The organism is Ulvibacter antarcticus (assembly GCF_003688405.1).
GTDB lineage: Bacteria > Bacteroidota > Bacteroidia > Flavobacteriales > Flavobacteriaceae > Ulvibacter > Ulvibacter antarcticus.
In genome coordinates, this window is the sequence record NZ_REFC01000012.1 from 517,426 (window position 1) to 541,519 (window position 24,094).

27 protein-coding genes and 1 tRNA gene are annotated in these 24,094 nt (G+C 36.6%); 8 read left to right on the forward strand and 20 right to left on the reverse strand.

Going from position 1 to position 24,094, the window contains the following annotated elements; translation table 11 throughout:
• Positions 1 to 5 precede the first annotated feature (5 nt).
• From murA to BXY75_RS07135, 3 genes are all read right to left on the reverse strand, one after another.
• Positions 6 to 1,319, reverse strand: a complete 1,314-nt coding sequence (gene murA / locus BXY75_RS07125; protein WP_121907023.1) for a UDP-N-acetylglucosamine 1-carboxyvinyltransferase — start codon at positions 1,317 to 1,319, stop codon at positions 6 to 8.
• 17 nt (positions 1,320 to 1,336) lie between these two features.
• Positions 1,337 to 1,996, reverse strand: a complete 660-nt coding sequence (locus tag BXY75_RS07130) for a DUF4290 domain-containing protein (RefSeq protein WP_121907024.1) — start codon at positions 1,994 to 1,996, stop codon at positions 1,337 to 1,339.
• A 118-nt stretch (positions 1,997 to 2,114) separates the two neighbouring features.
• Complete coding sequence (locus BXY75_RS07135) at positions 2,115 to 2,405, reverse strand: DUF493 family protein (RefSeq protein ID WP_121907025.1); 291 nt, start codon at positions 2,403 to 2,405, stop codon at positions 2,115 to 2,117.
• Positions 2,406 to 2,579: 174 nt separating this feature from the next.
• Between BXY75_RS07135 and BXY75_RS07140 the strand changes: the two genes are divergently transcribed.
• From BXY75_RS07140 to BXY75_RS07160, 5 genes are all read left to right on the forward strand, one after another.
• Positions 2,580 to 3,125 (forward strand): AAA family ATPase, encoded by a 546-nt coding sequence (locus BXY75_RS07140; RefSeq protein ID WP_121907026.1) that lies wholly within the window; start codon positions 2,580 to 2,582, stop codon positions 3,123 to 3,125.
• Positions 3,122 to 5,017: a RecQ family ATP-dependent DNA helicase gene (locus BXY75_RS07145; protein WP_121907027.1), complete on the forward strand. Its 1,896-nt coding sequence runs from the start codon at positions 3,122 to 3,124 to the stop codon at positions 5,015 to 5,017. Before BXY75_RS07140 ends, BXY75_RS07145 begins: the two co-directional genes overlap by 4 nt.
• A 53-nt stretch (positions 5,018 to 5,070) precedes the next feature.
• The gene (gene fmt, locus BXY75_RS07150; protein WP_121907028.1) at positions 5,071 to 6,018 is read left to right on the forward strand and encodes a methionyl-tRNA formyltransferase; all 948 of its coding nucleotides are present in this window, start codon (positions 5,071 to 5,073) and stop codon (positions 6,016 to 6,018) included.
• Between the two features lie 180 nt (positions 6,019 to 6,198).
• The gene (locus tag BXY75_RS07155) at positions 6,199 to 6,471 is read left to right on the forward strand and encodes an HU family DNA-binding protein (RefSeq protein WP_121907029.1); all 273 of its coding nucleotides are present in this window, start codon (positions 6,199 to 6,201) and stop codon (positions 6,469 to 6,471) included.
• 138 nt (positions 6,472 to 6,609) lie between these two features.
• Complete coding sequence (locus BXY75_RS07160) at positions 6,610 to 7,170, forward strand: YqgE/AlgH family protein (RefSeq protein ID WP_121907030.1); 561 nt, start codon at positions 6,610 to 6,612, stop codon at positions 7,168 to 7,170.
• 8 nt (positions 7,171 to 7,178) lie between these two features.
• Here the strand turns inward: BXY75_RS07160 and BXY75_RS07165 are convergent, their stop codons facing one another.
• The 5 genes from BXY75_RS07165 to hisS all read right to left on the reverse strand — a co-directional run bounded on the left by BXY75_RS07165 (position 7,179) and on the right by hisS (position 11,835).
• The gene (locus BXY75_RS07165; RefSeq protein ID WP_121907031.1) at positions 7,179 to 8,045 is read right to left on the reverse strand and encodes an aminotransferase class IV; all 867 of its coding nucleotides are present in this window, start codon (positions 8,043 to 8,045) and stop codon (positions 7,179 to 7,181) included.
• Positions 8,046 to 8,104: 59 nt separating this feature from the next.
• Positions 8,105 to 8,491 (reverse strand): START-like domain-containing protein, encoded by a 387-nt coding sequence (locus tag BXY75_RS07170; protein ID WP_121907032.1) that lies wholly within the window; start codon positions 8,489 to 8,491, stop codon positions 8,105 to 8,107.
• A gap of 128 nt (positions 8,492 to 8,619) precedes the next feature.
• Positions 8,620 to 8,693, reverse strand: a tRNA-Met gene (locus BXY75_RS07175).
• Between the two features lie 290 nt (positions 8,694 to 8,983).
• On the reverse strand, positions 8,984 to 10,072 hold the full coding sequence (locus BXY75_RS07180) for a T9SS type A sorting domain-containing protein (protein ID WP_121907033.1): 1,089 nt from the start codon (positions 10,070 to 10,072) through the stop codon (positions 8,984 to 8,986).
• Positions 10,073 to 10,464: 392 nt separating this feature from the next.
• Positions 10,465 to 11,835, reverse strand: a complete 1,371-nt coding sequence (hisS, locus tag BXY75_RS07190) for a histidine--tRNA ligase (RefSeq protein ID WP_121907035.1) — start codon at positions 11,833 to 11,835, stop codon at positions 10,465 to 10,467.
• A 319-nt stretch (positions 11,836 to 12,154) separates the two neighbouring features.
• Here hisS and BXY75_RS07195 point away from each other — a divergent pair, with 319 nt between their 5' ends.
• Positions 12,155 to 13,393 carry an ABC transporter permease gene (locus BXY75_RS07195; RefSeq protein ID WP_121907036.1) on the forward strand — a complete coding sequence of 413 codons (1,239 nt, stop codon included), beginning with the start codon at positions 12,155 to 12,157 and terminating at the stop codon, positions 13,391 to 13,393.
• A gap of 226 nt (positions 13,394 to 13,619) precedes the next feature.
• On the opposite strand, the gene BXY75_RS07200 is transcribed toward BXY75_RS07195, so the two are convergent.
• The 4 genes from BXY75_RS07200 to rpsF form a co-directional block, all read right to left on the reverse strand.
• The gene (locus BXY75_RS07200) at positions 13,620 to 14,216 is read right to left on the reverse strand and encodes a DUF6495 family protein (RefSeq protein WP_317125242.1); all 597 of its coding nucleotides are present in this window, start codon (positions 14,214 to 14,216) and stop codon (positions 13,620 to 13,622) included.
• Between the two features lie 122 nt (positions 14,217 to 14,338).
• Positions 14,339 to 14,791, reverse strand: coding sequence for a 50S ribosomal protein L9 (gene rplI / locus BXY75_RS07205; protein WP_121907037.1), 453 nt, complete (start codon positions 14,789 to 14,791; stop codon positions 14,339 to 14,341).
• 14 nt (positions 14,792 to 14,805) lie between these two features.
• Entirely contained in the window at positions 14,806 to 15,102 is a 297-nt protein-coding gene (gene rpsR, locus BXY75_RS07210) for a 30S ribosomal protein S18 (protein WP_121907038.1), read from the reverse strand.
• Between the two features lie 3 nt (positions 15,103 to 15,105).
• A complete protein-coding gene (gene rpsF / locus BXY75_RS07215) occupies positions 15,106 to 15,447 on the reverse strand; it encodes a 30S ribosomal protein S6 (RefSeq protein WP_121907039.1) in 342 nt (113 codons plus the stop codon).
• A 211-nt stretch (positions 15,448 to 15,658) separates the two neighbouring features.
• Between rpsF and BXY75_RS07220 the strand changes: the two genes are divergently transcribed.
• Positions 15,659 to 16,372, forward strand: a complete 714-nt coding sequence (locus BXY75_RS07220) for a LytR/AlgR family response regulator transcription factor (RefSeq protein ID WP_121907040.1) — start codon at positions 15,659 to 15,661, stop codon at positions 16,370 to 16,372.
• A 23-nt stretch (positions 16,373 to 16,395) separates the two neighbouring features.
• On the opposite strand, the gene priA is transcribed toward BXY75_RS07220, so the two are convergent.
• From priA to nadC, 5 genes are all read right to left on the reverse strand, one after another.
• Complete coding sequence (gene priA / locus BXY75_RS07225) at positions 16,396 to 18,846, reverse strand: replication restart helicase PriA (protein ID WP_121907041.1); 2,451 nt, start codon at positions 18,844 to 18,846, stop codon at positions 16,396 to 16,398.
• A gap of 142 nt (positions 18,847 to 18,988) precedes the next feature.
• A complete protein-coding gene (locus BXY75_RS07230; protein WP_121907042.1) occupies positions 18,989 to 19,420 on the reverse strand; it encodes a DUF2147 domain-containing protein in 432 nt (143 codons plus the stop codon).
• A gap of 16 nt (positions 19,421 to 19,436) precedes the next feature.
• Positions 19,437 to 20,000 (reverse strand): chalcone isomerase family protein, encoded by a 564-nt coding sequence (locus BXY75_RS07235; protein WP_121907043.1) that lies wholly within the window; start codon positions 19,998 to 20,000, stop codon positions 19,437 to 19,439.
• A 28-nt stretch (positions 20,001 to 20,028) separates the two neighbouring features.
• Positions 20,029 to 20,949: a YihY/virulence factor BrkB family protein gene (locus BXY75_RS07240; RefSeq protein WP_121907044.1), complete on the reverse strand. Its 921-nt coding sequence runs from the start codon at positions 20,947 to 20,949 to the stop codon at positions 20,029 to 20,031.
• Entirely contained in the window at positions 20,950 to 21,807 is an 858-nt protein-coding gene (gene nadC / locus BXY75_RS07245; RefSeq protein ID WP_121907045.1) for a carboxylating nicotinate-nucleotide diphosphorylase, read from the reverse strand. It lies immediately after the preceding gene.
• Between the two features lie 102 nt (positions 21,808 to 21,909).
• Here nadC and rlmH point away from each other — a divergent pair, with 102 nt between their 5' ends.
• Entirely contained in the window at positions 21,910 to 22,383 is a 474-nt protein-coding gene (gene rlmH / locus BXY75_RS07250; RefSeq protein WP_121907046.1) for a 23S rRNA (pseudouridine(1915)-N(3))-methyltransferase RlmH, read from the forward strand.
• A gap of 9 nt (positions 22,384 to 22,392) precedes the next feature.
• Here rlmH and BXY75_RS07255 read toward each other — a convergent pair whose 3' ends face one another.
• The 3 genes from BXY75_RS07255 to BXY75_RS07265 form a co-directional block, all read right to left on the reverse strand.
• Positions 22,393 to 22,908: a hypothetical protein gene (locus tag BXY75_RS07255; RefSeq protein ID WP_147437250.1), complete on the reverse strand. Its 516-nt coding sequence runs from the start codon at positions 22,906 to 22,908 to the stop codon at positions 22,393 to 22,395.
• Positions 22,909 to 22,981: 73 nt separating this feature from the next.
• Positions 22,982 to 23,296, reverse strand: a complete 315-nt coding sequence (locus BXY75_RS07260) for a DUF6122 family protein (RefSeq protein WP_317125243.1) — start codon at positions 23,294 to 23,296, stop codon at positions 22,982 to 22,984.
• Between the two features lie 5 nt (positions 23,297 to 23,301).
• The gene (locus BXY75_RS07265; protein ID WP_449441481.1) at positions 23,302 to 24,024 is read right to left on the reverse strand and encodes a carboxypeptidase-like regulatory domain-containing protein; all 723 of its coding nucleotides are present in this window, start codon (positions 24,022 to 24,024) and stop codon (positions 23,302 to 23,304) included.
• Between the last annotated feature and the right edge of the window lie 70 nt (positions 24,025 to 24,094).

The window sequence follows — 24,094 nt, forward strand, 5'->3', positions numbered from 1 at the left end:
TTGGTTTAGCTTTCCGTTCGGGTGATCTTCGCACCAATAGCTCTTAATCTTTCATCAATATTCTCATACCCTCGATCTATCTGTTCGATATTATGTATAATACTGGTTCCTTTAGCAGATAAAGCGGCAATCAACAAAGAAATACCTGCTCGAATATCTGGAGACACCATCGTCGTTGCTTTTAAGGCCGACGTAAAATTATGCCCTATTACAGTCGCACGATGAGGATCACATAAAATTATCTTTGCGCCCATATCGATGAGTTTATCTACGAAGAATAATCTGCTTTCAAACATCTTTTGATGTATCAAAACACTACCCTTTGCCTGCGTACAAACGACTAATACAATACTCAATAGATCCGGTGTAAATCCGGGCCAAGGAGCATCCGCCACTGTTAAGATCGATCCGTCGATATATCCTTGAATTTCATAAGATTCATGTGCAGGAATATAAATATCATCACCTCGTTTTTCAAGTGTGATACCTAGTTTTCTAAAGGTATCAGGGATAAGTCCAAGATTTTCCCAACTCACATCTTTAATTGTGATTTCACTATGTGTCATAGCTGCCAAGCCAATCCAACTTCCAATTTCGATCATATCCGGAAGCACACGATGTTTACAACCACCAAGTTTCTTTACTCCTTCAATAACAAGTAAGTTAGAACCAATACCTTTTATATCGGCACCCATGGAATTTAGCATTTTACAAAGTTGCTGCAAATAAGGTTCACATGCAGCATTATAAATGGTAGTAGTTCCCTTAGCGAGAACAGCAGCCATCACAATATTGGCCGTCCCCGTTACAGAAGCCTGATCCAATAGCATATAGGCGCCGGTAAGTCCGTTAGGAGCTTCAACCCCATAAAAACGTTCTTCTTTATTATATCTGAAAGTAGCTCCAAGATTAATAAACCCTTCAAAGTGAGTATCTAGTCGACGTCTTCCAATTTTATCTCCACCCGGTCTTGGTATATATCCTTTTCCGAAGCGAGACAATAAAGGACCAACAATCATGATAGAACCTCTAAGTGAGCTTCCCTCCTCTTTGAAAAGTTCAGATTCCAGGTATTCTAGATTTAAGTCATCTGCTTTAAAAGCATACTTACCTTTTCCTAGTTTCTGGGTTTTTACGCCTAAGTTGCCTAGAATTCCAATAAGTTTATTGACGTCACGTATATCGGGAATATTCTCGATAATGACTTCTTCCGAAGTAAGTAAAACGGCACAGAGTATTTGTAAAGCCTCGTTTTTGGCTCCTTGGGGGCGGATAGATCCTTTTAGTTTATGCCCACCTTCAATTTGAAAAGTTCCCATAAATTATGGCAGATATTTTAGTAACGCTTACGGTTTGTATTTCGATTCGAATTGCTTTTGTAATTCTTTTTTCCTGAAGTGCTCGAAGTACTACTGTAGCGCTTTTTAGATTTTAGTAAAGCTGAAGCATCAGAAAGGTCTTCATCGCTATTTTTTAGGTTTATTTTTCCATCTGAAAGTTCAAACAAATGATTAAAAATCACGTCATCTTCAACCGTATCTTTGTTCCAATTAAGGAAACATTTTTTCATATGATTGGCAATGGTAAGAATTAAACCTTCTTTTTTGTCGCCTTCTTCCCATCCAACAGCTACATCAATCATTCGTTTAATATTATTTCCGTAGAAACGATATTTTGGAAAATTCTGTGGATAATCTAAAGGTTCAGGGCGTTCCGCTAATTCTTCACGGGTTGGAATTGGAAAAGGAGAGTCAACATCTAGTTTAAAATCTGAAATAATAAACAACTGATCCCAAAGCATGGGCTGGAAATCCGGCACATCTCTTAAGTGGGGGTTTAAATTTCCCATTACGGCAATAATGCTTTTCGCTATTTTATTGCGTTCAACTCTATCTTCGGTTGCAACGGCCTGATCGACCATTTTTTGCATATGACGTCCATACTCGGGAATAATGAGTTTAGGTCGTTCTGTATTGTATTCTATGTCTTGTATCAAAATGTAAGTATTAGGAAGTATTCTTTAATTCGGAACAACCTTATGAAAGAACAACAGATGTCGATCTGAATCTAAGGTATTTGCCGGGGCGAGTAATACGGTACGCAAAATACTAAATTTATAAGGAAATTACGCCTTCAACCGTAGAAACTTCACGATATTTTTCAATAACTGCCTTCGGCGATTCCATGGTTACTTTAATAGATATACTTGTATAAGTGCCTTTTGATGAGTCTCTTGTATTAATAACGGCGTCAGTTTTATCGAAAATGGATTCAATTTCTGCGATCTTTTCAAGCTCCGAAGGTACTATAAACTTAAATAAATAAGGTGCTGGCCACTTTGTATCACCCTTTAGTTGTTCTTCTAAGCGGGCGTAAAAATCATTCGTTTTTTCGTCTTCTTTCATTTGATTTCTTCAATTTATTACTACAAAGATAGGTTTTCAGTATCAATAAATATTTACGAACTTTGTCTAATAAGTAAAGCTAACCGAAGCTTGCAATTACTATAATTCTAAAGCACAGATACTAAAAAAGCTGACTTAGATCTTTACAGCAAAATTTCATTAAAAGGGAAACGATTGAAAACAAAAAGAATTGTCATTACCGGAGGGCCGGGCTCTGGAAAAACCACTTTAATACATCATCTAGAAAATAAAGGCTACAATTGTATCCATGAGATATCTCGCGATGTGATTCGAGAAGCTCAGCAAGAAGGAATTGAACAATTATTTTTAACGAATCCGTTGCTATTTAGTCAGAAATTATTAGAAGGAAGATATAAGCAGTTTATGTCGGCTTCAGAAAATCAAAAAGGCTTGCTTTTCTTCGATCGAGGAATGCCGGACGTAACAGCTTATATGGATTATATTGGTTCTCATTATCCGAAAAACTTTTCAGAAACCTGTCAAACAAATCGATACGACACTATTTTCTTACTTCCTCCCTGGAAGTCTATTTACAAACAAGATAACGAACGCTATGAATCTTATGAAGAAGCTGAAAAAGTGTACGATTTTTTACTGAAAGGCTATAGAAATTACAACTATGAAGTTATTGAAGTACCTACAGGACCAGTGCAAGACCGATGTGAATACATCGTACAACATTTGAAAAAACTATTTTGAAAACGCCCATCCAAATTCTGGAACGCTATTGGGGATTCACCTCCTTTAGATCAAAGCAAGAGGAGATTATCAACTCATTGTTGGACGGAAGGGACACTGTAGCTTTACTTCCTACCGGCGGTGGGAAATCAATCTGTTTTCAAGTGCCAGCCCTGGTCAATGCTGGTATATGTATCGTCGTTTCACCCCTTATTGCCTTAATGAATGATCAGGTGCAATCTTTAAAAGAAAAAGGCATAAAGGCGCTTACAATTTCGGGAGGGATAACGCCTCATGACCTTAGTGTTTTACTGGATAATGCAATCTTCGGAAATTATAAATTTTTATATCTCTCTCCGGAAAGATTACAGCTTGAAATGGTACAGAATGCCATTAAACAAATGAACGTTAATCTAATCGCGGTCGATGAGGCGCATTGTATTTCACAGTGGGGGAACGATTTTCGTCCTGCCTATAAAAACATCACCATTCTTAGAGAGATTCGCCCTTTGGCACCGGTGATTGCGTTAACTGCCACTGCAACGCCCGAGGTACTTGAAGATACTATTTCGGAACTCCACCTTGAACTTCCAAATATATTTAAGGACTCTTTTCTTCGGAAAAACTTGTCGTATCGGGTGCTGGAGGAAGACGATAAATTGTATCGTATTCAGGAACTTCTTAAAAATAATCCGGGATCTGCCATTGTATATGTCCGAAGCAGAAAGAGTGCGGTAGAAGTTAACAATCAGCTGAATCATTTAGGAATTACAAGTACATTTTACCACGGCGGAATTTCGGCCAAAGACAAGGATTCCCGCTTTCAAGCTTGGAAAAATCGTCGTGTATCCACGATGGTCGCTACAAACGCCTTTGGTATGGGAATCGATCATCCGGATGTCCGGTTTGTGATACATATTCAATTACCGGAAAGCCTGGAAAGTTACTTTCAAGAAGCAGGACGGGCGGGACGTGACGGAGAATATGCAACTGCGGTAATAGTGTTTAATTCGTACGATAAAATTTTAGTGCAAAAGCAGTTTATTGACTCGTTAGCGACCCCAAAAGATCTCAAAACTATATATAGAAACCTGCACAATTATTTTCAGATATCCTATGGTGAAGGGGAGTATGAGCAGTTTAGTTTTAGTTTTTCAAATTTTTGTGAGACCTACAAACTGAACACTTTATTAGCTTACAATGCATTGAACACTTTGGATCGATTGACAATTATACAACTCACTAAAGAATTTGGAAGGAGGTCTATACTTCGTTTTTTAGTGCCTTCGGAAACTTTGCTGGATTATTTTGAAACTGACGTAAAGGCTTCTATTATTGGAAAGACAATTCTTAGGTTGTATGGCGGTATTTTTGAAGCACCCACCGCTGTGAATCTGGATTTGGTTTCAAAAAAATCGGGGCAGAATATATCCGATATCATTTCCGAAGTAAAAAAAATGGAACAAAAGGAACTTTTGGAACTCACTTTACATATTACCGACGCTTCACTTACGTTTTTGGTCCCGAGAGAAGATGATAAAACCATTAATGTTGTGGCGAGAGAAGTGAATGCTTTAAATGAAAAGAAAAAAAATCAGGTGCAGGCTGTTCTCGATTATGTCGCTAATGATACAGTTTGCAGGAATCTTCAGTTGGTGCAGTATTTTGGGGAAAAAAATTCAGAAGCTTGTGGAGTTTGTTCGGTTTGTATTAAAAACAACACTCCGCTTAGCAAAAAAGAAGTCAGAGACATTTCAGATAAAATAAAAAATGCCTTAAAAGAAAGGCCAATGAGTTCGCGAGAGCTTTCAGAAAAACTTATTTTTACCGAGTCGGAAGTAGTAAAGGTGTTGGAATTATTGATGGCTTCGGAAATGATCAAGGTAAATAATAAAAATGAGTACTATATATAAGGTATAGCCGAAACCGATTAAACGGACAAATAACACTAGCAAAAAGAAAAACTGTGAGAGATTTACGTATTGTTTTTATGGGAACCCCCGAATTCGCAGTTGGTGTGCTTCAAAAACTAATTGAAGAAAAAAAGAACATAGTAGCGGTTATAACAGCACCCGACAGGCCCGCCGGACGAGGTAGGAAGTTAAGCTCATCGGCAGTGAAAGAATATGCCGTTTCTCAGGACATTCCAGTATTACAGCCTACGAATTTAAAATCGGATGCTTTTCTGGAAGAATTGCGGTCATTTAATGCAAACCTACAGATCATTGTGGCATTTAGGATGCTTCCGAAAGTTGTTTGGTCGATGCCGGAATATGGTACATTTAATCTTCATGCTTCACTTTTACCTCAATATCGTGGCGCGGCTCCAATAAACTGGGCTATTATAAACAGAGAATCACAAACCGGAGTTACGACCTTCTTTATTGATGAAAAGATTGATACCGGAGAGATAATCTTAAAGTCGGAAGTCCCAATCAAGGATACTGAGAATGTTGGAAGTTTACATGATAGCTTAATGGAGATAGGAAGTGAGCTTGTTGTTGAAACTGTGACTTATATTGAAAACGGCGATGTAAAAACTATTGCACAGCCAAAAAGTGACATCTTAAAAGAAGCTCCAAAACTCACATCCGAAAATACCAGAATCGATTGGACCAAAAGTGGTTTGGAAATAGATGCCTTAATTAGAGGGCTGTCTCCTTATCCTGTAGCATGGTGTGAACTTACGAATAATGAGGAAATACTAAAGGTAAAAATATACGCGGCTACATTTGAAGAGGAAGAGCATATTTTGGCAATTGGTTTTATCGAGGCGGGTAAAAAAGAAATGAAAGTAGCAGTAAAAGATGGTTACCTTAATATTACGGAAATCCAACTTCCTGGAAAGCGAAAAATGGAGATCAGTGCGCTCTTAAATGGATATTCTTTTAGTGAGGAAGCAAAACTTATGTAAAGCCTTACTACCATTGGAATCCCAAAATTCCTACAAAATACGCTGTGTTTATTAACAAACTCCCGAAGTTATCAACAAATACGCCTATTTAGCGCGCTATTACTTGCCTGAACCGATATTCCTGTTAAATTTGTATAGCAATTTATTAAAGTTTAATCAACAATTTAATTTTATCAAACTATGAACAAATCAGATTTAATCGATGGAATGGCAGCTGATGCCGGAATTACAAAAGCTGCTTCTAAAAAAGCATTAGAGTCATTTTTAGGTAACGTACAAGGGTCACTTAAAAAAGGAAACAGAGTTTCATTAGTAGGTTTCGGATCTTGGTCAGTATCTAAAAGAGCTGCAAGAGAAGGAAGAAACCCACAAACTGGAAAGACTATTAAAATTGCTGCTAAAAAAGTAGTGAAATTTAAAGCAGGTTCAGATTTACAAAGTAGTGTGAACTAAATTGTAATAAATATTTTATACAGAAACCCTCTTTTGATAGTCAAAAGAGGGTTTTTGCCGTTATAGTGGGAAGTTATACACAATAAATTGGTTAATTAAAAATTATTTAATTAGATTTAAATAACTAAAACCAACCAAATGACAACGCTTAAACCAACAAAAGGTGTTCTTCTTGTAGCGGAACCGACGATAATTGGAGATGTTTCGTTTAACAGATCTGTCGTGTTGTTAGCCGAATATAACGAAAGTGGATCGGTGGGGTTTATTCTCAACAAACCTCTAGAATACCGATTAAAAGACTTTATCCCTGAGGTAAATTCGAATTTAAAGGTATATAATGGCGGTCCTGTAGAGCAAGACAATTTATACTTTATACATAGAATTCCCGAAATCATTCCAGATAGTATTGAAATTTCGAACGGCATTTATTGGGGCGGTGATTTTAAGGCGATTATAGGATTATTGCAGGAGAATAAATTAAAGTCAGATCAAATTCGTTTCTTCCTAGGCTATTCGGGCTGGGCTAACGAGCAATTAGAGCAGGAATTACAGGTTAATAGCTGGGTGGTAGTTCCCAATGACTATAAAAATGATATCATCGGAAAATCGAACGATGATTTTTGGAAAGAGAAGATGATAGAATTTGGTGGTGACTATGTAATTTGGTCTAATGCCCCCGAAAACCCTTCATTTAATTAATAGATTTCTTATCCTAATCTAGCTTTCAGATTTAATTTGGCCAACAACTCTTTTGCTACTTTGTTAGTGTACTCTTTTTTGCGATATTTTGTGATGGGTTGAATCCCCATAATTACGTTGGTCGTAAACATTTCATCCGCTTTCTGCAATTCGAATGGTGATACTGAAGCTTCTTCTAAAGTATAATCGGGTAGTTGTTTGCAAATAGCTATGAGTTGTTTTCGTAAAATACCATTGAGGCATCCATCTGCTAATGGTGGTGTTTTAATATTGGTACCATTCACTAAAAAAAGGTTGCCATTTAGCGCTTCAACAACCTGTTTGTTTTCATTAAGTAGTAGACAATTGTGATAGTCATTTTCCGAAGCAAAAATACTTCCTAACACATTTATAATCTTGTTATTGGATTTTAATGTAGAAAGCAATCCGGAAGTTATAAAGTGATCTTTAAAAAGTTCTACTTCATAAAATATGTCGTTTAGTGTATAAAACGGTGCATCCAATTCTTCCGAAGTAATCATATACGAAACATCGTTCGTCGATGGATGGTACCTCCCTCCTTCTTCACGCCACACTAGAATTTTAACTCTGATTGCATTTTTCACCTGCCCTACAGCATCCATGTCTTCGGAAAGTGTAGCGATGGTTTTAAAAATTTCATCTTCAAGATATTCTAAGGTAAACGACATGGGGATTTCCATACGTAGTATTCTCATTGAAGCCATGAGACGAAAATAATGATCTTCCCAAAAAAGCACTTTTCCAGCCGAAACTCTAATGGTTTCAAAAACTGCATCTCCATAATTTAGACCACGGTTATCCGGACTTATTGAAGCATCTGATTTTTTGAGTATTGTTCCGTTAAGATTTATCATAAAAAAAACCGTCCCATTTTATTGAGACGGCGCAAAGATATTGAATTTATATAGTTTTATTAGGATGAGCCTAGAATCTGTTTTAACTCAGAAATCATGTTCTCCCACAGCATTTTACCCTCTTCAACTTCGTCTTCTTCAGCAAAATCGGTGATCATTAAGGATACATCCTTAGTTATTTCATCTACTTGTATGCGAAGCTCAAAAAAGAAATCGGTGCCTTCATCTTCAACCCATCTAAATTTTATCCGTTCCGGACTTTTCTTACTCAGCAATTTTGCTTCTTCTTCACTTTCAGACCATATAAAAGTAAAAAACTCACCACGTGAGTTGACATTATCGGCATACCATTCCGACATACCCGAAGGCGTTGAAATATATTGATATAACAGCGTTGGAGAAACGTGTATTGGAAACTCCATTTCGTATTTAATTTTTTCGTCCATAGTTATTGTTAGCTGAGCCCAATATATAGATTTAATTACAAACCTAAAAAGAAAGGGATTAGATTTTTTAGATCATTCGACATAGTTATTTACAAAAAAAATCCCTTTCAAACTGAAAGGGATTTTTGTAGCGAGAACGAGACTTGAACTCGTGACCTCCGGGTTATGAATCCGACGCTCTAACCACCTGAGCTACCTCGCCGTATTTTAAGTTTGCAAAGATAGTAACAAAATGGAGTAGCGCAAATATTAGGTCTAATTTTTTGATAGAAAATTAATCATTTATACATAGTGGGTTTTAGGCTACTTACATAACTCTGGAATAGTATTCTAGTCTGCTTTTGAAGGATTAAACGTATTGTAAGCATTTTAAAAAAAAAGGCAGACTTGTAGCAGGACGTAAAAACCCCTCCGCCTTCGGCACCTCCCCTTAAAATAAGGGGAGGAGTTATTGAGAAGTCTTTTGAATTAGTTGGATGATAATTTGGTAAATTACTTTTTTATCACCTGAAATACACCCGTAATATTATCGGCAGTTATCATTACAAAGTAAGCTCCGGCGCTCAAAGAGGAAATATCTATTGTTTCTTCTGAATTGTTTGTCTTTTCTGAAAACAGTGTTTGACCAAGTACATTTACGATTTCAATCGAATTTATTTTAGCATTAGCTTCTATAGTAAAATAGTCTGAAGCAGGATTAGGATAAATGCTAATCGAAGAGGTTTCAAAATCAGTTATTTCTAATAAACAATCGACAAAAACGGTTTGTGGCGGAATATGTGCAAAGTTATTTTCAGCAAAAGTGATATCGTCCACACAAATTGATTCTAGAATTGGATTATTCGTAGCAAGTAAAATAGTATTACTGTGCCCAGATCCCCAATAACACGTATTCCCTTCTACTAATAAGGTATTTCCTCCATTTTTTAAATTGATATATTCCAGAAAATTATTGCTTCCAACGGTTACTGAACAGAGCAGTGGATTTTGCGAGAAATCGAATTCAGTGAAGGAATTTCCAGCTACAAGATCAATATTAGACAAGATAGGGTTTTGGGTCACATCAATAGTTGATAGCTGATTATTTCCCATACTTAAGGATGCCAAACTTGGTATTTGAGTTACATCCAACTCCACAAGTTCATTGTTCGATCCCCAGAGTATTTCAATATTTGGATTGTTCGAAAGATCTAATTCCGAAATGCTATTACCTGTAAACCATAACCGTCTTAATTGGTCATTATTAGAAATATTGAGCGTTTCCAATTGATTATATTCTATCAGCAACTCCTCTAATATGGGATTGTTAGTGAAATCTACCGTTGTCAAGTTATTGAAACTCAAATACAACCGACTAATATTGACAAAAGCTTCAATTCCTGTAATGTCAGAAATATTTCTACTATTAGCGATGATCACTCCAGCATTCTCGGCTTCACTTACTTGAATTTCACCATCGGCATTCAAGTCAACATTGGATTCCAAAATAGCAGCTTTAAAATTAGGATCAGGGATATTTACTATTTGAGCTGATGAAACTATAGAGATTAACATAAGGAAGACGAGTAGTTGATTTTTCATGATGAATATATTTAATGTGAACCTATTGAATATAAGTGTTTTATGGTTTAAATGAAAGGAGATAGAAGGAAAGTTAAATGAAACTTAAGGTTCACTGCTCAATGTTCACCGCTCACTCTTGATAGTTGGATGCTGGATGCTGGAAGTTGGATGCTGGATGCTGGATGCTGGGAGTTGGGAGTTGGGAGTTGATTTGAAATATATTTATGAGCTTCCGTTAAAATTCATGTTTTTTACCCCTCCGCCTTCGGCACCTCCCCTTAAAAAAAAGGGAGGAGAATTACCCCTCCGCCGTTGGCACCTCCCCTTAAAAAAAGGGGAGGAGAATTTGTATATACTTTCTAAAAGTCTATTGTGATTTTGTTAAAATACTGAGTATTGAGTATCGAACATTATTTCAATTTAGCTACTAACACATCAAAACTAACCTCTTGTTGCTCCCCGCTTTTCATATTTTTAAGCGTATAGGTTTCTGAAGCCATTTCATTGTCTCCAGCGAGTACCGCAAATGGAATATTCCGTTTATCAGCATAACCCATTTGTTTCCCCATTTTAGCTGCATCAGGATATAATTCTGAAGGGATATTTGCTCTTCTAAGCTTAGTGATTGCTTTCATAGCATACAAAGATTCTGCTTCTCCAAAATTGATAAAAAGCACCTTTGTATTTTCTGAAACAGTTTCAGGAAATAAGTCTAATTCTTCCAGGACGAGGGCAATTCGGTCTAATCCGAAAGAGATACCTACGCCGCTAATATCTTTCATTCCGAAGATGCCGGTAAGGTCATCATAACGTCCGCCACCGCCTATGCTTCCCATTTTTACTTCGGAAGGGGCCGCTACTTCAAAAATAGCTCCTGTGTAGTAATTAAGTCCGCGTGCGAGTGTTACATCGATCTCAAGAGCTGCGGTTTGCAAACCAAGTGTTTCAACCGAAGCGACAATAAATTCCAAATCTGAAACTCCTTCTAGGCCGATTTCAGAAGTAGTTAATAATTTTTTTAACTGTGCTAACTTTTCAGAAGCACTTCCGAAGAAAGAAAATAAAGGTTGTAATTTAGTAAGTGCAGTTTCAGAAATTCCTTTCTCAAGCATCTCCTTTTTTACACCTTCTTCCCCTACTTTATCTAGTTTATCTAAGGCAACGGTAAAATCGATCAGCTTATCCTCGGCGCCAATCACTTCAGCAATCCCACTTAAAATTTTACGGTTGTTTAATTTTATGGTAACTCCGTCGAGTCTCAAGTTAGAAAAAACAGCATCATACAACTGAACCAACTCCACTTCCTGCCAAAGAGACTTTGATCCCACCACATCCGCATCACATTGAAAAAACTCCTGAAAGCGACCGTGTTGTGGTCTATCGGCTCTCCATACCGGCTGAATCTGATACCTCTTAAAAGGAAATGTTATATCATTTTGGTGTTGTACAACGTATCTCGCGAAGGGTACGGTAAGGTCATATCGCAATGCTTTTTCGGCAAGTGAATTCGAAAATCTAGCCAAATTTCCTTCTTCTAAAGCTCGTAAATCTGCCTTTTTCACCTTTTCACCAGAATTGAGGATCTTGAATATAAGTCGGTCCCCTTCTTCTCCGTACTTTCCAAGAAGTGTTTCAGATTTTTCAAACGAAGGTGTCTCAATAGGCTGATAACCGTAAGAAGTAAAACAGCTCTTTATGGTATTCATAATATAGCTGCGTTTCGCTACCTCTTCGGGAGAAAAATCACGGGTGCCTTTGGGAATGCTTGGTTTTTTCAAGATGTTAGATGTTAGATGTTAGATGTTAGATGTTAGATGTTAGATGTTAGATGTTAGATGTTTAAAAACTACTCAATCACTTGGTAATAAAATATAAGCAGCCTATTTAATTCAAATTAATTTTAAAAGGATCTATAAATCCTTTCCTCAACAGATCAAGGCTTTTGTCTTATGACTTAAGTCTTTTATCTAAAAGCGGAGCAGTCTTATATCTAAGAGCATAGCGATCTTACTTCTTAGGATGCAAATATCTTAAATAATTAGAGAAATTGTAACATTATCGTAGCTTTATAGTCTAACGATAAATACTTCGACCGACCCTATGTTTTCACTGTTTCGCGAAAATGTGCGTATAGCACTGGACTCCATTAGAACACAGCTTCTTAGAACGATTCTCACCATTATTATTATTGGGATTGGGATTTGGGCTTTAGTTGGGATTTTAAGCGCAGTAAAAGCATTAGAAAACACCATTTCGAGTGACTTCTCCTCTATGGGCTCTAACACCTTTAATATTCAGCGATACGAGTTTACAGTACAACGTCAAGGCGGGGAACGTGAAAAAATTAATCCGGTAATTGCCTATAATGACGTTCGTGAATTTATTGACACTTATTCCTTCCCTTTTACCAAAACGTCAGTTTCATTTATGGGAACGGCAGGTGCCGAAGTGAAATTCGAGAACGAAAAAACCGATCCCGAAGTTCAGGTTTTAGGTATTAATGAAAATTACCTCGATAACACCGGTACCAAGATAGAGCAAGGAAGAAACCTAAATATTTTCGATATAGAGAACAATAATAAGGTCTGTATAATAGGTTCCGATTTTTTAAAGAATCTATTCACTAATGATGATCCGCTTAATAAAACGATTAGTATTCGCGGTGTAAAATTTAAAGTAGTTGGGATTTTGGAATCGAAGGGCGCCACCTTCGGAAATAATCAGGATCTCAAAGTACTTATTCCAATACAAGTAGCTAGAGGGATTTTTACACAGCCTAATATCGATTATACGATTAGCATAAAGGTAGATGATAAAGAAATGATGCAAGGCGCTCAGGATGCAGCGATAGTTACTTTTCGGAACGTTCGCGGGTTGAATCCGATAGAGAAAAGCAACTTCGGAATTGAACGCAGCGATGACCTTATTAATCGCATAGCTACGATTACCGGCTATCTGGAAGTTGCCGCATGGATTATTAGTATCATTACAATTTTAGGCTCCTCAATCGCCTTAATGAACATAATGTTGGTTTCAGTGACAGAAAGAACCCGAGAAATTGGCGTTAGAAAAGCATTAGGTGCTAAAAGTTCCACGATTTCCACTCAGTTTTTTATTGAAACCATTGTGATTGGTCAATTTGGAAGTATCCTCGGAATTATTCTTGGAATACTAACAGGCTTCGGATTTGCCAAAGCATTGGATTTCGAATTCTCACTCCCTTGGTCGGCGATGATCTGGGCTACTATCATCACTTTTATTGTTGCGGTAATTGCTGGTTCTTATCCGGCCGCAAAAGCAGCGAAACTAGATCCAGTGGAGAGTTTGAGGTATGAGTAGTCAGTAGTCAGTAGTCAGTAGTCAGTAGTCAAAATTATAATTCTCCTTTTCAAAACTCTTTCTACTTCTTCTCGATACTCTCGAAGCCTCGGGATTAATTCCCGCTGGTCATTAAAAATCACTCCTTCTCGATACTATCCGCCGCTGGCGGATCACTCGAAGTGACAAAACAGTCTTTCTTCTTTCTTCTTTCTTCTTTCTTCTTTCTTCTTTCTTCTGAATTTAACTAATCAACAAATTTCTCGAAAAATCGGTACAATTCTCCTTTGGTGATTGCGGCACCTTGCTTGATGAGTCCAAATATATCGGCATTTTTATCTTCGGAAAAGGCCTTTGAAGATGTGAAAAATTCGACTTCATCTGAAGCGAAATTTTGTTGTAGCCATTTATAGCCTTCTGCGGAAGTAATGTCATGTGCTTCGTTTGTGACTTTCACAACAATTAGAGACATTTCCGAAGCTCCCACTTCAAACAAAAATAGTTGTTGAGCAGAAATATTTTCCAGGTATGTAGCCTGTTTCAGAACCCCTTCCCAAACCAGATCACTAAAAATATCTAATTCCTGTTCGGCAACTTCGGGTTGTTTTTCTTTTATGGTAGTCCATTCATCACCAGTAATAGACTGGGTTGCTAGAAAAGTAATAAATTCTTTGTTTAAAGATTCGAATTGTTCTTTTGTAAGTCGGGTGTATTTCAATGTTGGATTATTAGATTGTTGGATTATTAGATTTTTCGATTCATGGAATGCTAGATTTTTGATTTTGGCTAAACATGCTCTTGCCTCTTTAGTCTTTCCTCTTTTATCTTTTATCTTTTGTCCCATGTCCCATGTCCCATGTCTCAGGTCTCATGTCTCAGGTCTCCGGTCTCCGGTCTCCGGTCTCTAAAACTAAAAAACCCTCCGAAGCTTACGCAATGGAGGGTAATATATAATAGTACTTAAATCTATTTTGCTTCAGCTACCACGTCGAATGCAAAGTTTGAAATCACATCTCTGTGAAAACGAATTGTTGCTTCGTAGTTTCCAGTACGTTTGATTGTACCTCCGGCGATAGAAATAAATTTCTTCTCGATAGTCACTCCTTCTTTTGCAAGAGCGTCTGCAAGGTCTGCATTGTTGATAGATCCAAATAATTTGTCTCCCTCACCAGTTTTAGCAGAAATTTTAATTTCTAGTCCGTTTAATTTATCTGCTTCTGTTTGAGCATCTTCGATTACTTTCTTTTCTTTAAAGGCACGTTGCTTTAAAGTTTCGGCTAATACTTTCTTTGCAGAAGGTGTTGCCAAAACAGCTTGTCCTTGAGGAATCAAAAAGTTTCTTCCGTATCCGTTCTTTACAGACACTAAATCATCTGTAAAACCAAGATTATCTACGTCTTTCTTTAATATAAGTTCCATATTCTATCTGGTTTTTATTTCATTAAATCGGTTACATAAGGCATAAGTGCCAGGTGACGTGCTCTTTTCACAGCTACAGCCACTTTACGTTGATACTTCAAAGAAGTTCCAGTTAAACGTCTTGGTAAAATTTTACCTTGCTCGTTCACGAATCTTAGAAGAAAATCTGCATCCTTGTAATCAACATATTTAATACCGGATTTTTTGAACATGCAATATTTCTTTGCTTTGTTCGTCTCTATGTTTAACGGAGTAAGATATCTGATCTCTCCGTCTTTCTTTCCTTTTGCTTGTTCTTGAATCGTTGCCATAGCTTATGCAGTTTTTTTGTTATCACGTACTCTTCTTCTTTCCGCCCATGAAATAGCATGTTTGTCAAGAGCTACATTAAGATAACGCATAACACGTTCATCTCTTCTAAACTCGACCTCCATGTCATTAATAGCATCACCTTCTACAGTGAATTCGAATAAATGGTAAAAACCACTTTTTTTGTGTTGAATTGCGTAAGCTAATTTTTTTAGCCCCCAATTCTCTTTGGATATCATCTTAGCACCTTTAGAAACAAGAATATCTTCGTATTTCTTAACTGTTTCCTTTATCTGATCTTCAGATAAAACGGGATTTAAGATGAAAACAGTTTCATAATGATTCATAAAAAATCTATTAAAATTTATAAAATTCACTCGGCACCTTGCCAAGAGCGTGCAAAAATACTACTTTATTTATTATTTTCAAACCCTAAATCAATAAGTTATCGTTTTTCTTACACGCTATGATTAAGTGAACGATTTTTACGACAAAAGTTAAAAAAAGTTGCAGTTCATCGAATTTTTAGTTATAATTGCTGTAAGAAAAACTTGAACTGTGGATAAACCTATTCTTAAATGCGCCATAGTAGATGACTCTACACTGCAACGACTTTCTATTGTAAAGCTTATTGAAAATCACCCTGCCTTAAATTTGGTTGCGGAGTACAATAATGCAATAGAAGCTAAAATGGGTTTGGCTACAACAGACATTGATCTTATCTTTTTAGATATTGAAATGCCAATACTTTCAGGTTTCGACCTTTTAGATGATCTTACATTAAAACCACAGATTATCTTCGTTACTGGAAAAACAAAATATGCGTTTAAAGCATTCGATTACGATGCTGTTGATTATTTACGCAAACCTATTTCGAAAGAACGTTTCTTAAATGCCGTTCATAAGGCAATTACAAACTACAAACTTAAAAACGACGAAGGCTTCGACGATGAAGATTTTATTTTCGTTAAGAGTAATCTTAAAAAACGAAAAGTCTTCCTCAATGAACTTCGCTATATTGAAGCTCTTGGAGATTACGTCAAATTAGTTACCGAGCACGATGCGCTTGTAGTATTATCTACTATGAAGGCTTTCGAAGCTCTGTTGCCATCTGAAAGATTCTTACGTATACATAAATCGTATATCGTAAATCTAGATAAGGTAGAACGGTACAACAGTAAGGTGATAGAGCTCGACAAAGAGCAATTACCATTAAGTCGTAATCGTAAAGCAGATCTTGTGGAAGCTTTGGCCGCCACAATTCGTAACTAATACACTTTCCTTTTTTAAATTACCTAGTAATTATCTACGTCAATCGTTATTTTGACAGTGGAAAATTCTTTTATGGAAGTAAAGGTCCTTTTAACGTTGTTAAGATACTCCTTGGTTTTCGCTAACGATTGTTTCTTCGGAATTTTAACGAGTACATTCGAAATGTATTGATTGCGAACTCGTGCTACCGGCGGAGGTTCAGGTCCAAGGACATTTTCTTTTAATTTTATTTCCAAAGCACGTCCAAACCAAACTGAAGCATTTTGCATCTTCTGAAGGTTCCTATCCTTGAAAATAATTTTAATTGTTCTATAAAATGGCGGATACTTATACTGATACCGTTCTTCATGTTGTTGTTTATACATTCCCTCATAATCATTCACACTCACCTGTTGCAGGATCTGGTGGTACGGATTATATGTCTGAATCAAAACCTTTCCTCTTTTCTGCGTTCTCCCAGCCCTACCCGATACCTGTAATAACAACTGAAAACTTCGCTCATGCGCTCTAAAATCGGGGAAATTGAGTAAGTTGTCTGCATTCATCACTCCAACAAGACCAATATTTCTAAAATCCAATCCTTTAGCTAACATCTGTGTTCCTACTAAGATATCAATCTCTTGCTCATCAAGTCGTTCTATTAGTTTAGCATAGGCGTGTTTTCCACGAGTTGTATCCTGATCCATTCTGGCCGTGGTATGATTTGGGAATAAGGCTTTTAGTTCAGTTTCTATTTGCTCGGTACCAAAACCTTTGGTGTCTAAGGTCTCGCTTCCACAGGCCATACATGATATTAACATTGCCATATGATATCCACAATAATGACATCGCAACTCTTTTTTGTATTGATGATAGGTAAGACTCACATCGCAATTAGGACATTGTGGTGAAATTCCGCAGGTGGTACATTCAACTACCGGAGAAAACCCTCTTCTATTCTGAAAAAGAATAATTTGTTCTTTATTTGCAAGGGCTTCAGTCATTTCTTCAAGCAATTGATCACTAAAATGACCTTTCATTCTTTTTTTTCGATGCTTTTCTTTAATATCCACCAATTCAATTTCAGGCATCAAAACATTTCCGAAGCGCTTCTTTAAATGCACCAAACCGTATTTATCTTGTTCGGCATTATGATAACTCTCCAAAGATGGAGTTGCCGAGCCCATAAGTATTTTAGCCTTGTGAAGATTCCCTAAAACAATGGCACTGTCCCGTGCATGGTAGCGTGGTGATGGATTGTATTGTTTGAATGAGGGTTCGTGCTCTTCGTCAATAATGATAAGTCCGAGATTGTGAAATGGCAGAAACAATGAGGATCGAGCCCCAATTACGATCCGCGCTTTCGATTTCCCTTCCAAAACATTATTCCAAACTTCTACCCTTTCATTAACCGAATATTTAGAATGATAGACCGAGATCTGTTCACCAAAATACAGCTGTAGTCGAGAAATAAGCTGAGTGGTTAAGGCAATTTCGGGAAGCATATATAGCACTTGACGCTCGGAAGCCAACACCTCCTCAATTAAACGAACGTAAATTTCAGTTTTACCACTGGAAGTTACACCGTGTAAAAGGGTAACCTGATGTTTCTCAAAACTTGTTTTTATTTCAGAAAACGCTTTCTCCTGAGCCTCATTTAGTTTTTTAATATCAGCATCACTTTCTCCGGTATATTCTACTCTATCCTTTTGTACAAAATACTCCTCTAGAATACCTTTTTCGATCAAGCTTTTAATGACGGCGGGTGTTGTATTACTTTTCTTTTGAAGTGTTTTTACCTCCACAGGTTTTTTATCTTGTGAGGTGATCATAAACAGCGTCATAAGCACTTCTCGCTGCTTAGGTGCCCGGCTGAGTGTGTCTAGTAACTCTTTTAGGTTTTCTTCGGAAGTGTACGCTACTGCTAGTTTTACATAGCGTTTCAATTTAGGAGTGTACTGCTCATAAAGTGTTTCCTGTACAGATATCACAGCTTTCTGAAGCAATTGCTGCAACACTTTAACAACGTTTTTTCTATCCAGAATCGATCTTATATCGTTTATATGCAAGGAAGATTGATGCTGCAAAGCTTCAAACACTAAAAATTCATCATTGCTTAATTCAGATTCGTGTTCGTATGTTTCCGAAGCTAAACTAACAATAGTTTCGCTTTCCAGTAAAAAAGCACCTGGCAGCGCTGCGCGTATCACTTCTCCCAGCGTACACATATAATAAGAAGCCATCCATTCCCAATGTTGGATTTGGAGAGCTGTAATTAATGGAGTTTCATCCAGAATCTGGTCAATTTCCTTAGTCTCATAGGCAGGAGGTCTATCCTTATAAACTGCATATACAATACCAGTATAGAGCTTCGATTTTCCAAAAGGAACGGCGACACGCATTCCCTGCTTTAAAAAAGCAGCCTCATCCTTGTTTACGTTGTAGGTAAATGTTTGTTTTAAAGGAATAGGAAGTATGACGTCTATAAAATACAATGGATTTATTCTGAAATTGATTTAAAGATTAGATTACAATATAAGAGACTAGACCCGAGAACCAAAACTCACGACTAAGGTCTAAAAGTAAAAAAGGCTGATCAATAAATGAACAGCCTTTCTTTTAATTTATAAACAAACTTTATGAGACGCGTATCCAGTATTGGGTTCTTCCAAGAATCTCAAAACCTATATAACCACGTACTTTCAGCTTATTAGGGTTCTCTAAAACGATTAAACATTTATAATGCTTCCCATTTTCAGGATTCAGTATTGTCCCACCACTATATTCTTCACCATCTTTTTCAAGACCACGGATGAAAGTCAATCCTATAACACGCTGGTCTTTATCATCCCCTTTACATTCAGTACATCGTACCTCTTGAATATCCGGATTAAAAATTTTAATAATTTTTCCGTAAATCTTACCGTCATCACCTTTAAATATTTCTACATACGATTTAGCAGTACCTGTATTATCATCGATAGTTTTCCAAGTACCAATAACATCCTGCGCCTGAATCGAAAAAATTGCGAATAAGCTAAGGATAAAAAATAGAAATATGTTTTTCATAGGTTAGTTTAAGGGATTATTTACCGAGCATGGCTTTTTTAAGTTTGCTATCTGCCGGATCATTCCCTAACCAAATTCCAAAAAGTGCTTTCTTAAAGTCCATACCACTAACAGTACCAAGTTCCTTTCCGTTTTTGTAGCAAACTGCTCCTTTTCCTTTTTGGTAAGTGATATCGAAGGTATCATTCTCTACGATCTCTGCACTGAAAAAACTGATAAACTTTTTAATTTCTGTGGCTAAGGCTGCGGTATTCCCTCCTGTCGATGCTTCAAAACCTTCTGATACAGCTTCACTCATAGCTTCGCTTGAAACAAATCCAGAAGTAATCACCAATTTAATTGCCATAGTTTCATCTGCATTTACAATGGATTTTGCATCAGATGCTTTTTCAGCAAGGTAAAGTCCGCCAGAATATAATTTCAGTACCATAGCTTTTTTACGGATACCCGCACCATTTAATTGCAGGTCTTGTCCGCCAAAGTTCACTGAATTTGGCAATGTTACTTCCCCCACTTGGGTTTGAGCTACCGAAGTATTGATAGTGATCATTGCAAGAGCAAGTAATAATAGATTTTTCATGAGTAAATAGTTTAAATTAGAATTAGTGTTAAAATTTATCTTTCAATCGTCGTATCGAAACATTTAGTTCGAATCCCAGCAATAATAAGTTTGAATTGATCCAAATATATAACATCATTATTAATAGAGCACCAATCGAACCGTATAACTCGTTATACTGGGAAAAGTTATTTATGTAAACCCCAAATAAATAGGTAGTTAGCAAAAATAATAATGTAGTCACTAAAGCTCCAACTGATAAAAATCTGGACTCTTTTCCTTCTACAGTACCATAATAATAGAGTAATGCAATAATTATGTAAATCATAACCACAAAGACGACTAACTGTAAAGCCGAAATCCAAAAAAGATCATTTTGTAAATAGTGACCACCTTTTAGTGAATTTACAATATACTCGCCATACAATATGACTCCAACCGTTATTAACAACAACAATGCCAAAATAAGTGAAATGGCTATAGACACCGTGTACTGTCGGAAAAATGAGCGGTTTAGATTTACATGTACCGAATACTCAAAAGCGCTAAAAATAGCGTTTACCCCGTTGGCGGCTAAAAATAATGAAAGTATAATTACAAACGAAAGCAAACCACCACCTCTTGGATTCATTGCGATATCTGCAATGGTGGGATAAAAGAAATCTGCGGTTTGAGGCGGCAATAAATCTTCAATAAATATAAGAAATCGCGTTTGAAAACCTTCAATAGGGATATAAGGAATCAAATTCATTATAAACAGAATAAAAGGGAAAATCGCTATAAAAAAACTGTAGGCAACCGAACTTGCTCTGGATGAAAATGTACCCTTTATAATTCCCGTGATATATATTTCAAGGAGATCATATAACGACAAACCATTAAAACCCGGAAGCTTAATTAGCTTATGGAATTTTACCAGTGTCCCTACAATAGGAATTTTATTGAGTTTTTCTTCAACCTCAGCACTCATTTAGACTGCTTTTAGACTTAAATCCATATTATATACAGAATGTGTTAAGGCACCACTAGAAATATAATCGACCCCACATTCTGCATACTTTCTGGCGGTTTCTAAGGTGATTCCGCCACTCGATTCTGTGAGACACTTTCCATTTATCATTTTCACTGCCTTGCGAGTGTCTTCGTAATTAAAGTTATCGATAAGAATACGATATACACCATCCGATTTTAAAATCTCCTCGATCTCCGGAAGATTTCTTGCCTCCACAATAATCTTGAGTCCCATACTATTTGTTCTAAGATATTCCTTAGTAGTTTCAATAGCTTTCGTAATACCGCCACAGAAATCTATATGGTTATCTTTAAGCATAATCATATCGTATAAAGCGAATCGATGATTCTCCCCGCCTCCAATTTTTACGGCCCATTTTTCCAGTGCTCTGATGCCGGGAGTGGTTTTTCTAGTATCTAGTATTTTAGTATTAGTACCTTCCAATAATTTCACGTATGCATTGGTTTTAGTCGCAATCGCACTCATTCGTTGCATTGCATTAAGCACTAACCGTTCCGATTTAAGGATAGATTGAGAAAGCCCCGAGACATAAAAGCATACATCGCCATATTTAACACTTTCTCCATCATTTATCTTTACATCTAGTTTTAATCCTGGATCTACATAATTGAATACTTGCTTTGCAAACTCAATACCAGCAATGATCCCTTCATCTTTTACCAAGAGCTTCGCTTTACCCACTGCATCTTCAGGAATACAAGCAAGGGAGCTGTGATCTCCGTCTCCTACATCCTCCCGAATCGCATTGGCAATAATTAGATCAATTTCCTTATTATATTGTTTTTCTGAAATCATAGCGGTATAATTTCAGCTAAAATAATAAAAAGAGTTGGCAGTAATGGATTTTAGCCAACTTCTAAAGCAAAAAACATAATATATTTCAAGTATTTTTGAAACATGAAAATAAACCTGATCGCAATTGGTAAAACCGACAATAGGAACTTACAGTCGTTAATGGATGATTATACTAAAAGACTAGGCTTCTATGTATCGTTCGAGCTTCAGATTATTCCCGACATAAAAAATGCCAAAAATCTTTCCGAAGCACTTCAAAAAGAAGCAGAAGGGAATGAAATTCTCAAACGTATCAATACGTCTGATACCGTGATCTTACTGGATGAAAAGGGAAAGGCATATTCGTCGGTGGGCTTTTCAGAATACCTACAGAAAAAAATGAACAGCGGACTCAAAAATCTTGTATTTGTAATAGGAGGCCCTTATGGTTTTTCGGAAGAAATATACAATCGATCCAACGGAAAAGTATCTTTGTCCCAAATGACGTTTTCACATCAAATGGTACGTCTTTTCATTATTGAACAACTATACAGAGGATTTACTATACTTAAAAACGAGCCCTATCACCATCGATAGAAGTAACCACTAGTTACTACTTCGAATCTTTTTATAGTCTTTTTTAGTAGCGAACATAAATTTATAACTACTCATACCATCGAAATTTGGCGGAATGGTAATTTCGGCAATCATGCCATTATGCTTATATACTTTAATAATATTGCCGCTATCAGTTTTGGAAGAAAATAATTTAAAATCTAAATTGTCAAGCTGTTCTGTGAAGGAGTCGAAAATCTGCTTTGTTCTAAAAGACATCTCGATAGCATTCGCATTTTCATCTTCCGAATAATAATATATGATAAAATACTTTGCTGCATCTCCCACTTTGAAACCTGGTCGATCGAATACAAACTTTACATTACCAAATACTTCTTTAGTTTCGTCAACACCTTGGTAGAAATGCCAGTTTTTTTCTGTTAATACTTCCTGAATTTCACCTAAACTCATTTTACTTAGTTTTAGGAATTCGCCAACGGTTACATTTTGACTTGTCATGATGCTGGTAGCAAATAACATCATAACTAATAAAGTTAATTTCTTCATACTTGGAAATTTAAGCGTCTAGCATTCTCTGGTTAGGAAACTGTGACACAATATTAATAAAAATAAACAAGGTTTACGTCATCCAATAACAATCGATTAAATCTGTGATCATGTGAAACAATAAACCTGTCGCAATAATTTTTGTTCTTTTGAAGAGGAGTAGAACAACAAACATGCCAATTGCAATATACGAATGAAACAGATGAAATCCAATACTGCATCTATCTGCCGAAAACACTGGGCTCGCAAGTAGATGATCCACATCTACTATCATGGTTGCTATCATAATAAGCCAGGCTTTCTTCCAATTTGACCTAAAAAAAATCCAGGCCAAAAGACCTGGAAATATAAAATGTAATCCGTAATGTACTAACTGTTGTAGCATCATCAAGCTTATCCTCGGTCTCTATTTAAAACCTTGTATTGCTCATAACACTCACTTATTGCATCTAATATTTGCAGATCATTGGCAGTTTTTATAAAGTCTGAAGAATAACTGCACTTATTAAGTATTTCATCAATATCAACGCGTTCCAGTTGTAATACCGCCATTAAAGTTTCACGATCGAACTTAGATTGAAGTAAGTTCCTAATGTCGTCATCTTCCTTCATCTGACGCAGTTTACGCATCTGTTTAGGGCGTTTTCCAAATACATTATACAGGAAATCTGCTGGATTAAAAATCGCACTCAGTACTTTATTTACAGCCCCTGGTTGGGTACTACCTCCTTCATAACCGGAACCTAGTCCCGCAATACGATATCGATAATTATCATAAATAGGTATAATTCTCGCATCGACTTCAACATATCCAGTTAACTGAATTGGTCTTACCACCACTTCTTCAAGAGCGATTCCCAATTCGGTCATTTTAATCTTAATTTCACCGTATTTTAACCAGTCGTTTGTTACTCGAACACGAATAGACTTAAAACCCAAGTATGAAAAATAAAGGGTGTCATTTACTGCAGCTCTTACTTTAAACGCGCCTTCACTATCGGTTGTAGTACCTTTAACCTTGTTAAGATTGACAATGTTAACATTTTCCAAAGCTTCATCATTGGCATCGTTTAACACTTTTCCTTCAATAATAACATCCTTGTCTTCCTGAGCCATGATTAGCCCGGTTCCTAAACAAAAAATAAGTAAAAATAAAACTCTCTTCATAGTAAGCACATTGTAAATG

Excerpts from the sequence above, each read along its gene's own strand:
- BXY75_RS07235 (WP_121907043.1), bottom strand. The coding sequence starts at position 20,000 with ATGAAAAATCTATTATTACTTGCTCTTGCAATGATCACTATCAATACT.
- BXY75_RS07165 (WP_121907031.1), bottom strand. The coding sequence starts at position 8,045 with ATGATAAATCTTAACGGAACAATACTCAAAAAATCAGATGCTTCAATA.
- rpsR (WP_121907038.1), bottom strand. The coding sequence starts at position 15,102 with ATGGCAACGATTCAAGAACAAGCAAAAGGAAAGAAAGACGGAGAGATC.
- BXY75_RS07195 (WP_121907036.1), top strand. The coding sequence starts at position 12,155 with ATGTTTTCACTGTTTCGCGAAAATGTGCGTATAGCACTGGACTCCATT.
- BXY75_RS07170 (WP_121907032.1), bottom strand. The coding sequence starts at position 8,491 with ATGGACGAAAAAATTAAATACGAAATGGAGTTTCCAATACACGTTTCT.
- rpsF (WP_121907039.1), bottom strand. The coding sequence starts at position 15,447 with ATGAATCATTATGAAACTGTTTTCATCTTAAATCCCGTTTTATCTGAA.
- BXY75_RS07260 (WP_317125243.1), bottom strand. The coding sequence starts at position 23,296 with ATGATGCTACAACAGTTAGTACATTACGGATTACATTTTATATTTCCA.
- BXY75_RS07240 (WP_121907044.1), bottom strand. The coding sequence starts at position 20,949 with ATGAGTGCTGAGGTTGAAGAAAAACTCAATAAAATTCCTATTGTAGGG.
- BXY75_RS07200 (WP_317125242.1), bottom strand. The coding sequence starts at position 14,216 with ATGGGACAAAAGATAAAAGATAAAAGAGGAAAGACTAAAGAGGCAAGA.
- rplI (WP_121907037.1), bottom strand. The coding sequence starts at position 14,791 with ATGGAACTTATATTAAAGAAAGACGTAGATAATCTTGGTTTTACAGAT.
- BXY75_RS07230 (WP_121907042.1), bottom strand. The coding sequence starts at position 19,420 with ATGAAAAACATATTTCTATTTTTTATCCTTAGCTTATTCGCAATTTTT.
- BXY75_RS07255 (WP_147437250.1), bottom strand. The coding sequence starts at position 22,908 with ATGAAGAAATTAACTTTATTAGTTATGATGTTATTTGCTACCAGCATC.
- BXY75_RS07265 (WP_449441481.1), bottom strand. The coding sequence starts at position 24,024 with ATGGCTCAGGAAGACAAGGATGTTATTATTGAAGGAAAAGTGTTAAAC.
- nadC (WP_121907045.1), bottom strand. The coding sequence starts at position 21,807 with ATGATTTCAGAAAAACAATATAATAAGGAAATTGATCTAATTATTGCC.
- BXY75_RS07160 (WP_121907030.1), top strand. The coding sequence starts at position 6,610 with ATGACAACGCTTAAACCAACAAAAGGTGTTCTTCTTGTAGCGGAACCG.
- BXY75_RS07135 (WP_121907025.1), bottom strand. The coding sequence starts at position 2,405 with ATGAAAGAAGACGAAAAAACGAATGATTTTTACGCCCGCTTAGAAGAA.
- rlmH (WP_121907046.1), top strand. The coding sequence starts at position 21,910 with ATGAAAATAAACCTGATCGCAATTGGTAAAACCGACAATAGGAACTTA.
- BXY75_RS07155 (WP_121907029.1), top strand. The coding sequence starts at position 6,199 with ATGAACAAATCAGATTTAATCGATGGAATGGCAGCTGATGCCGGAATT.
- BXY75_RS07180 (WP_121907033.1), bottom strand. The coding sequence starts at position 10,072 with ATGAAAAATCAACTACTCGTCTTCCTTATGTTAATCTCTATAGTTTCA.
- murA (WP_121907023.1), bottom strand. The coding sequence starts at position 1,319 with ATGGGAACTTTTCAAATTGAAGGTGGGCATAAACTAAAAGGATCTATC.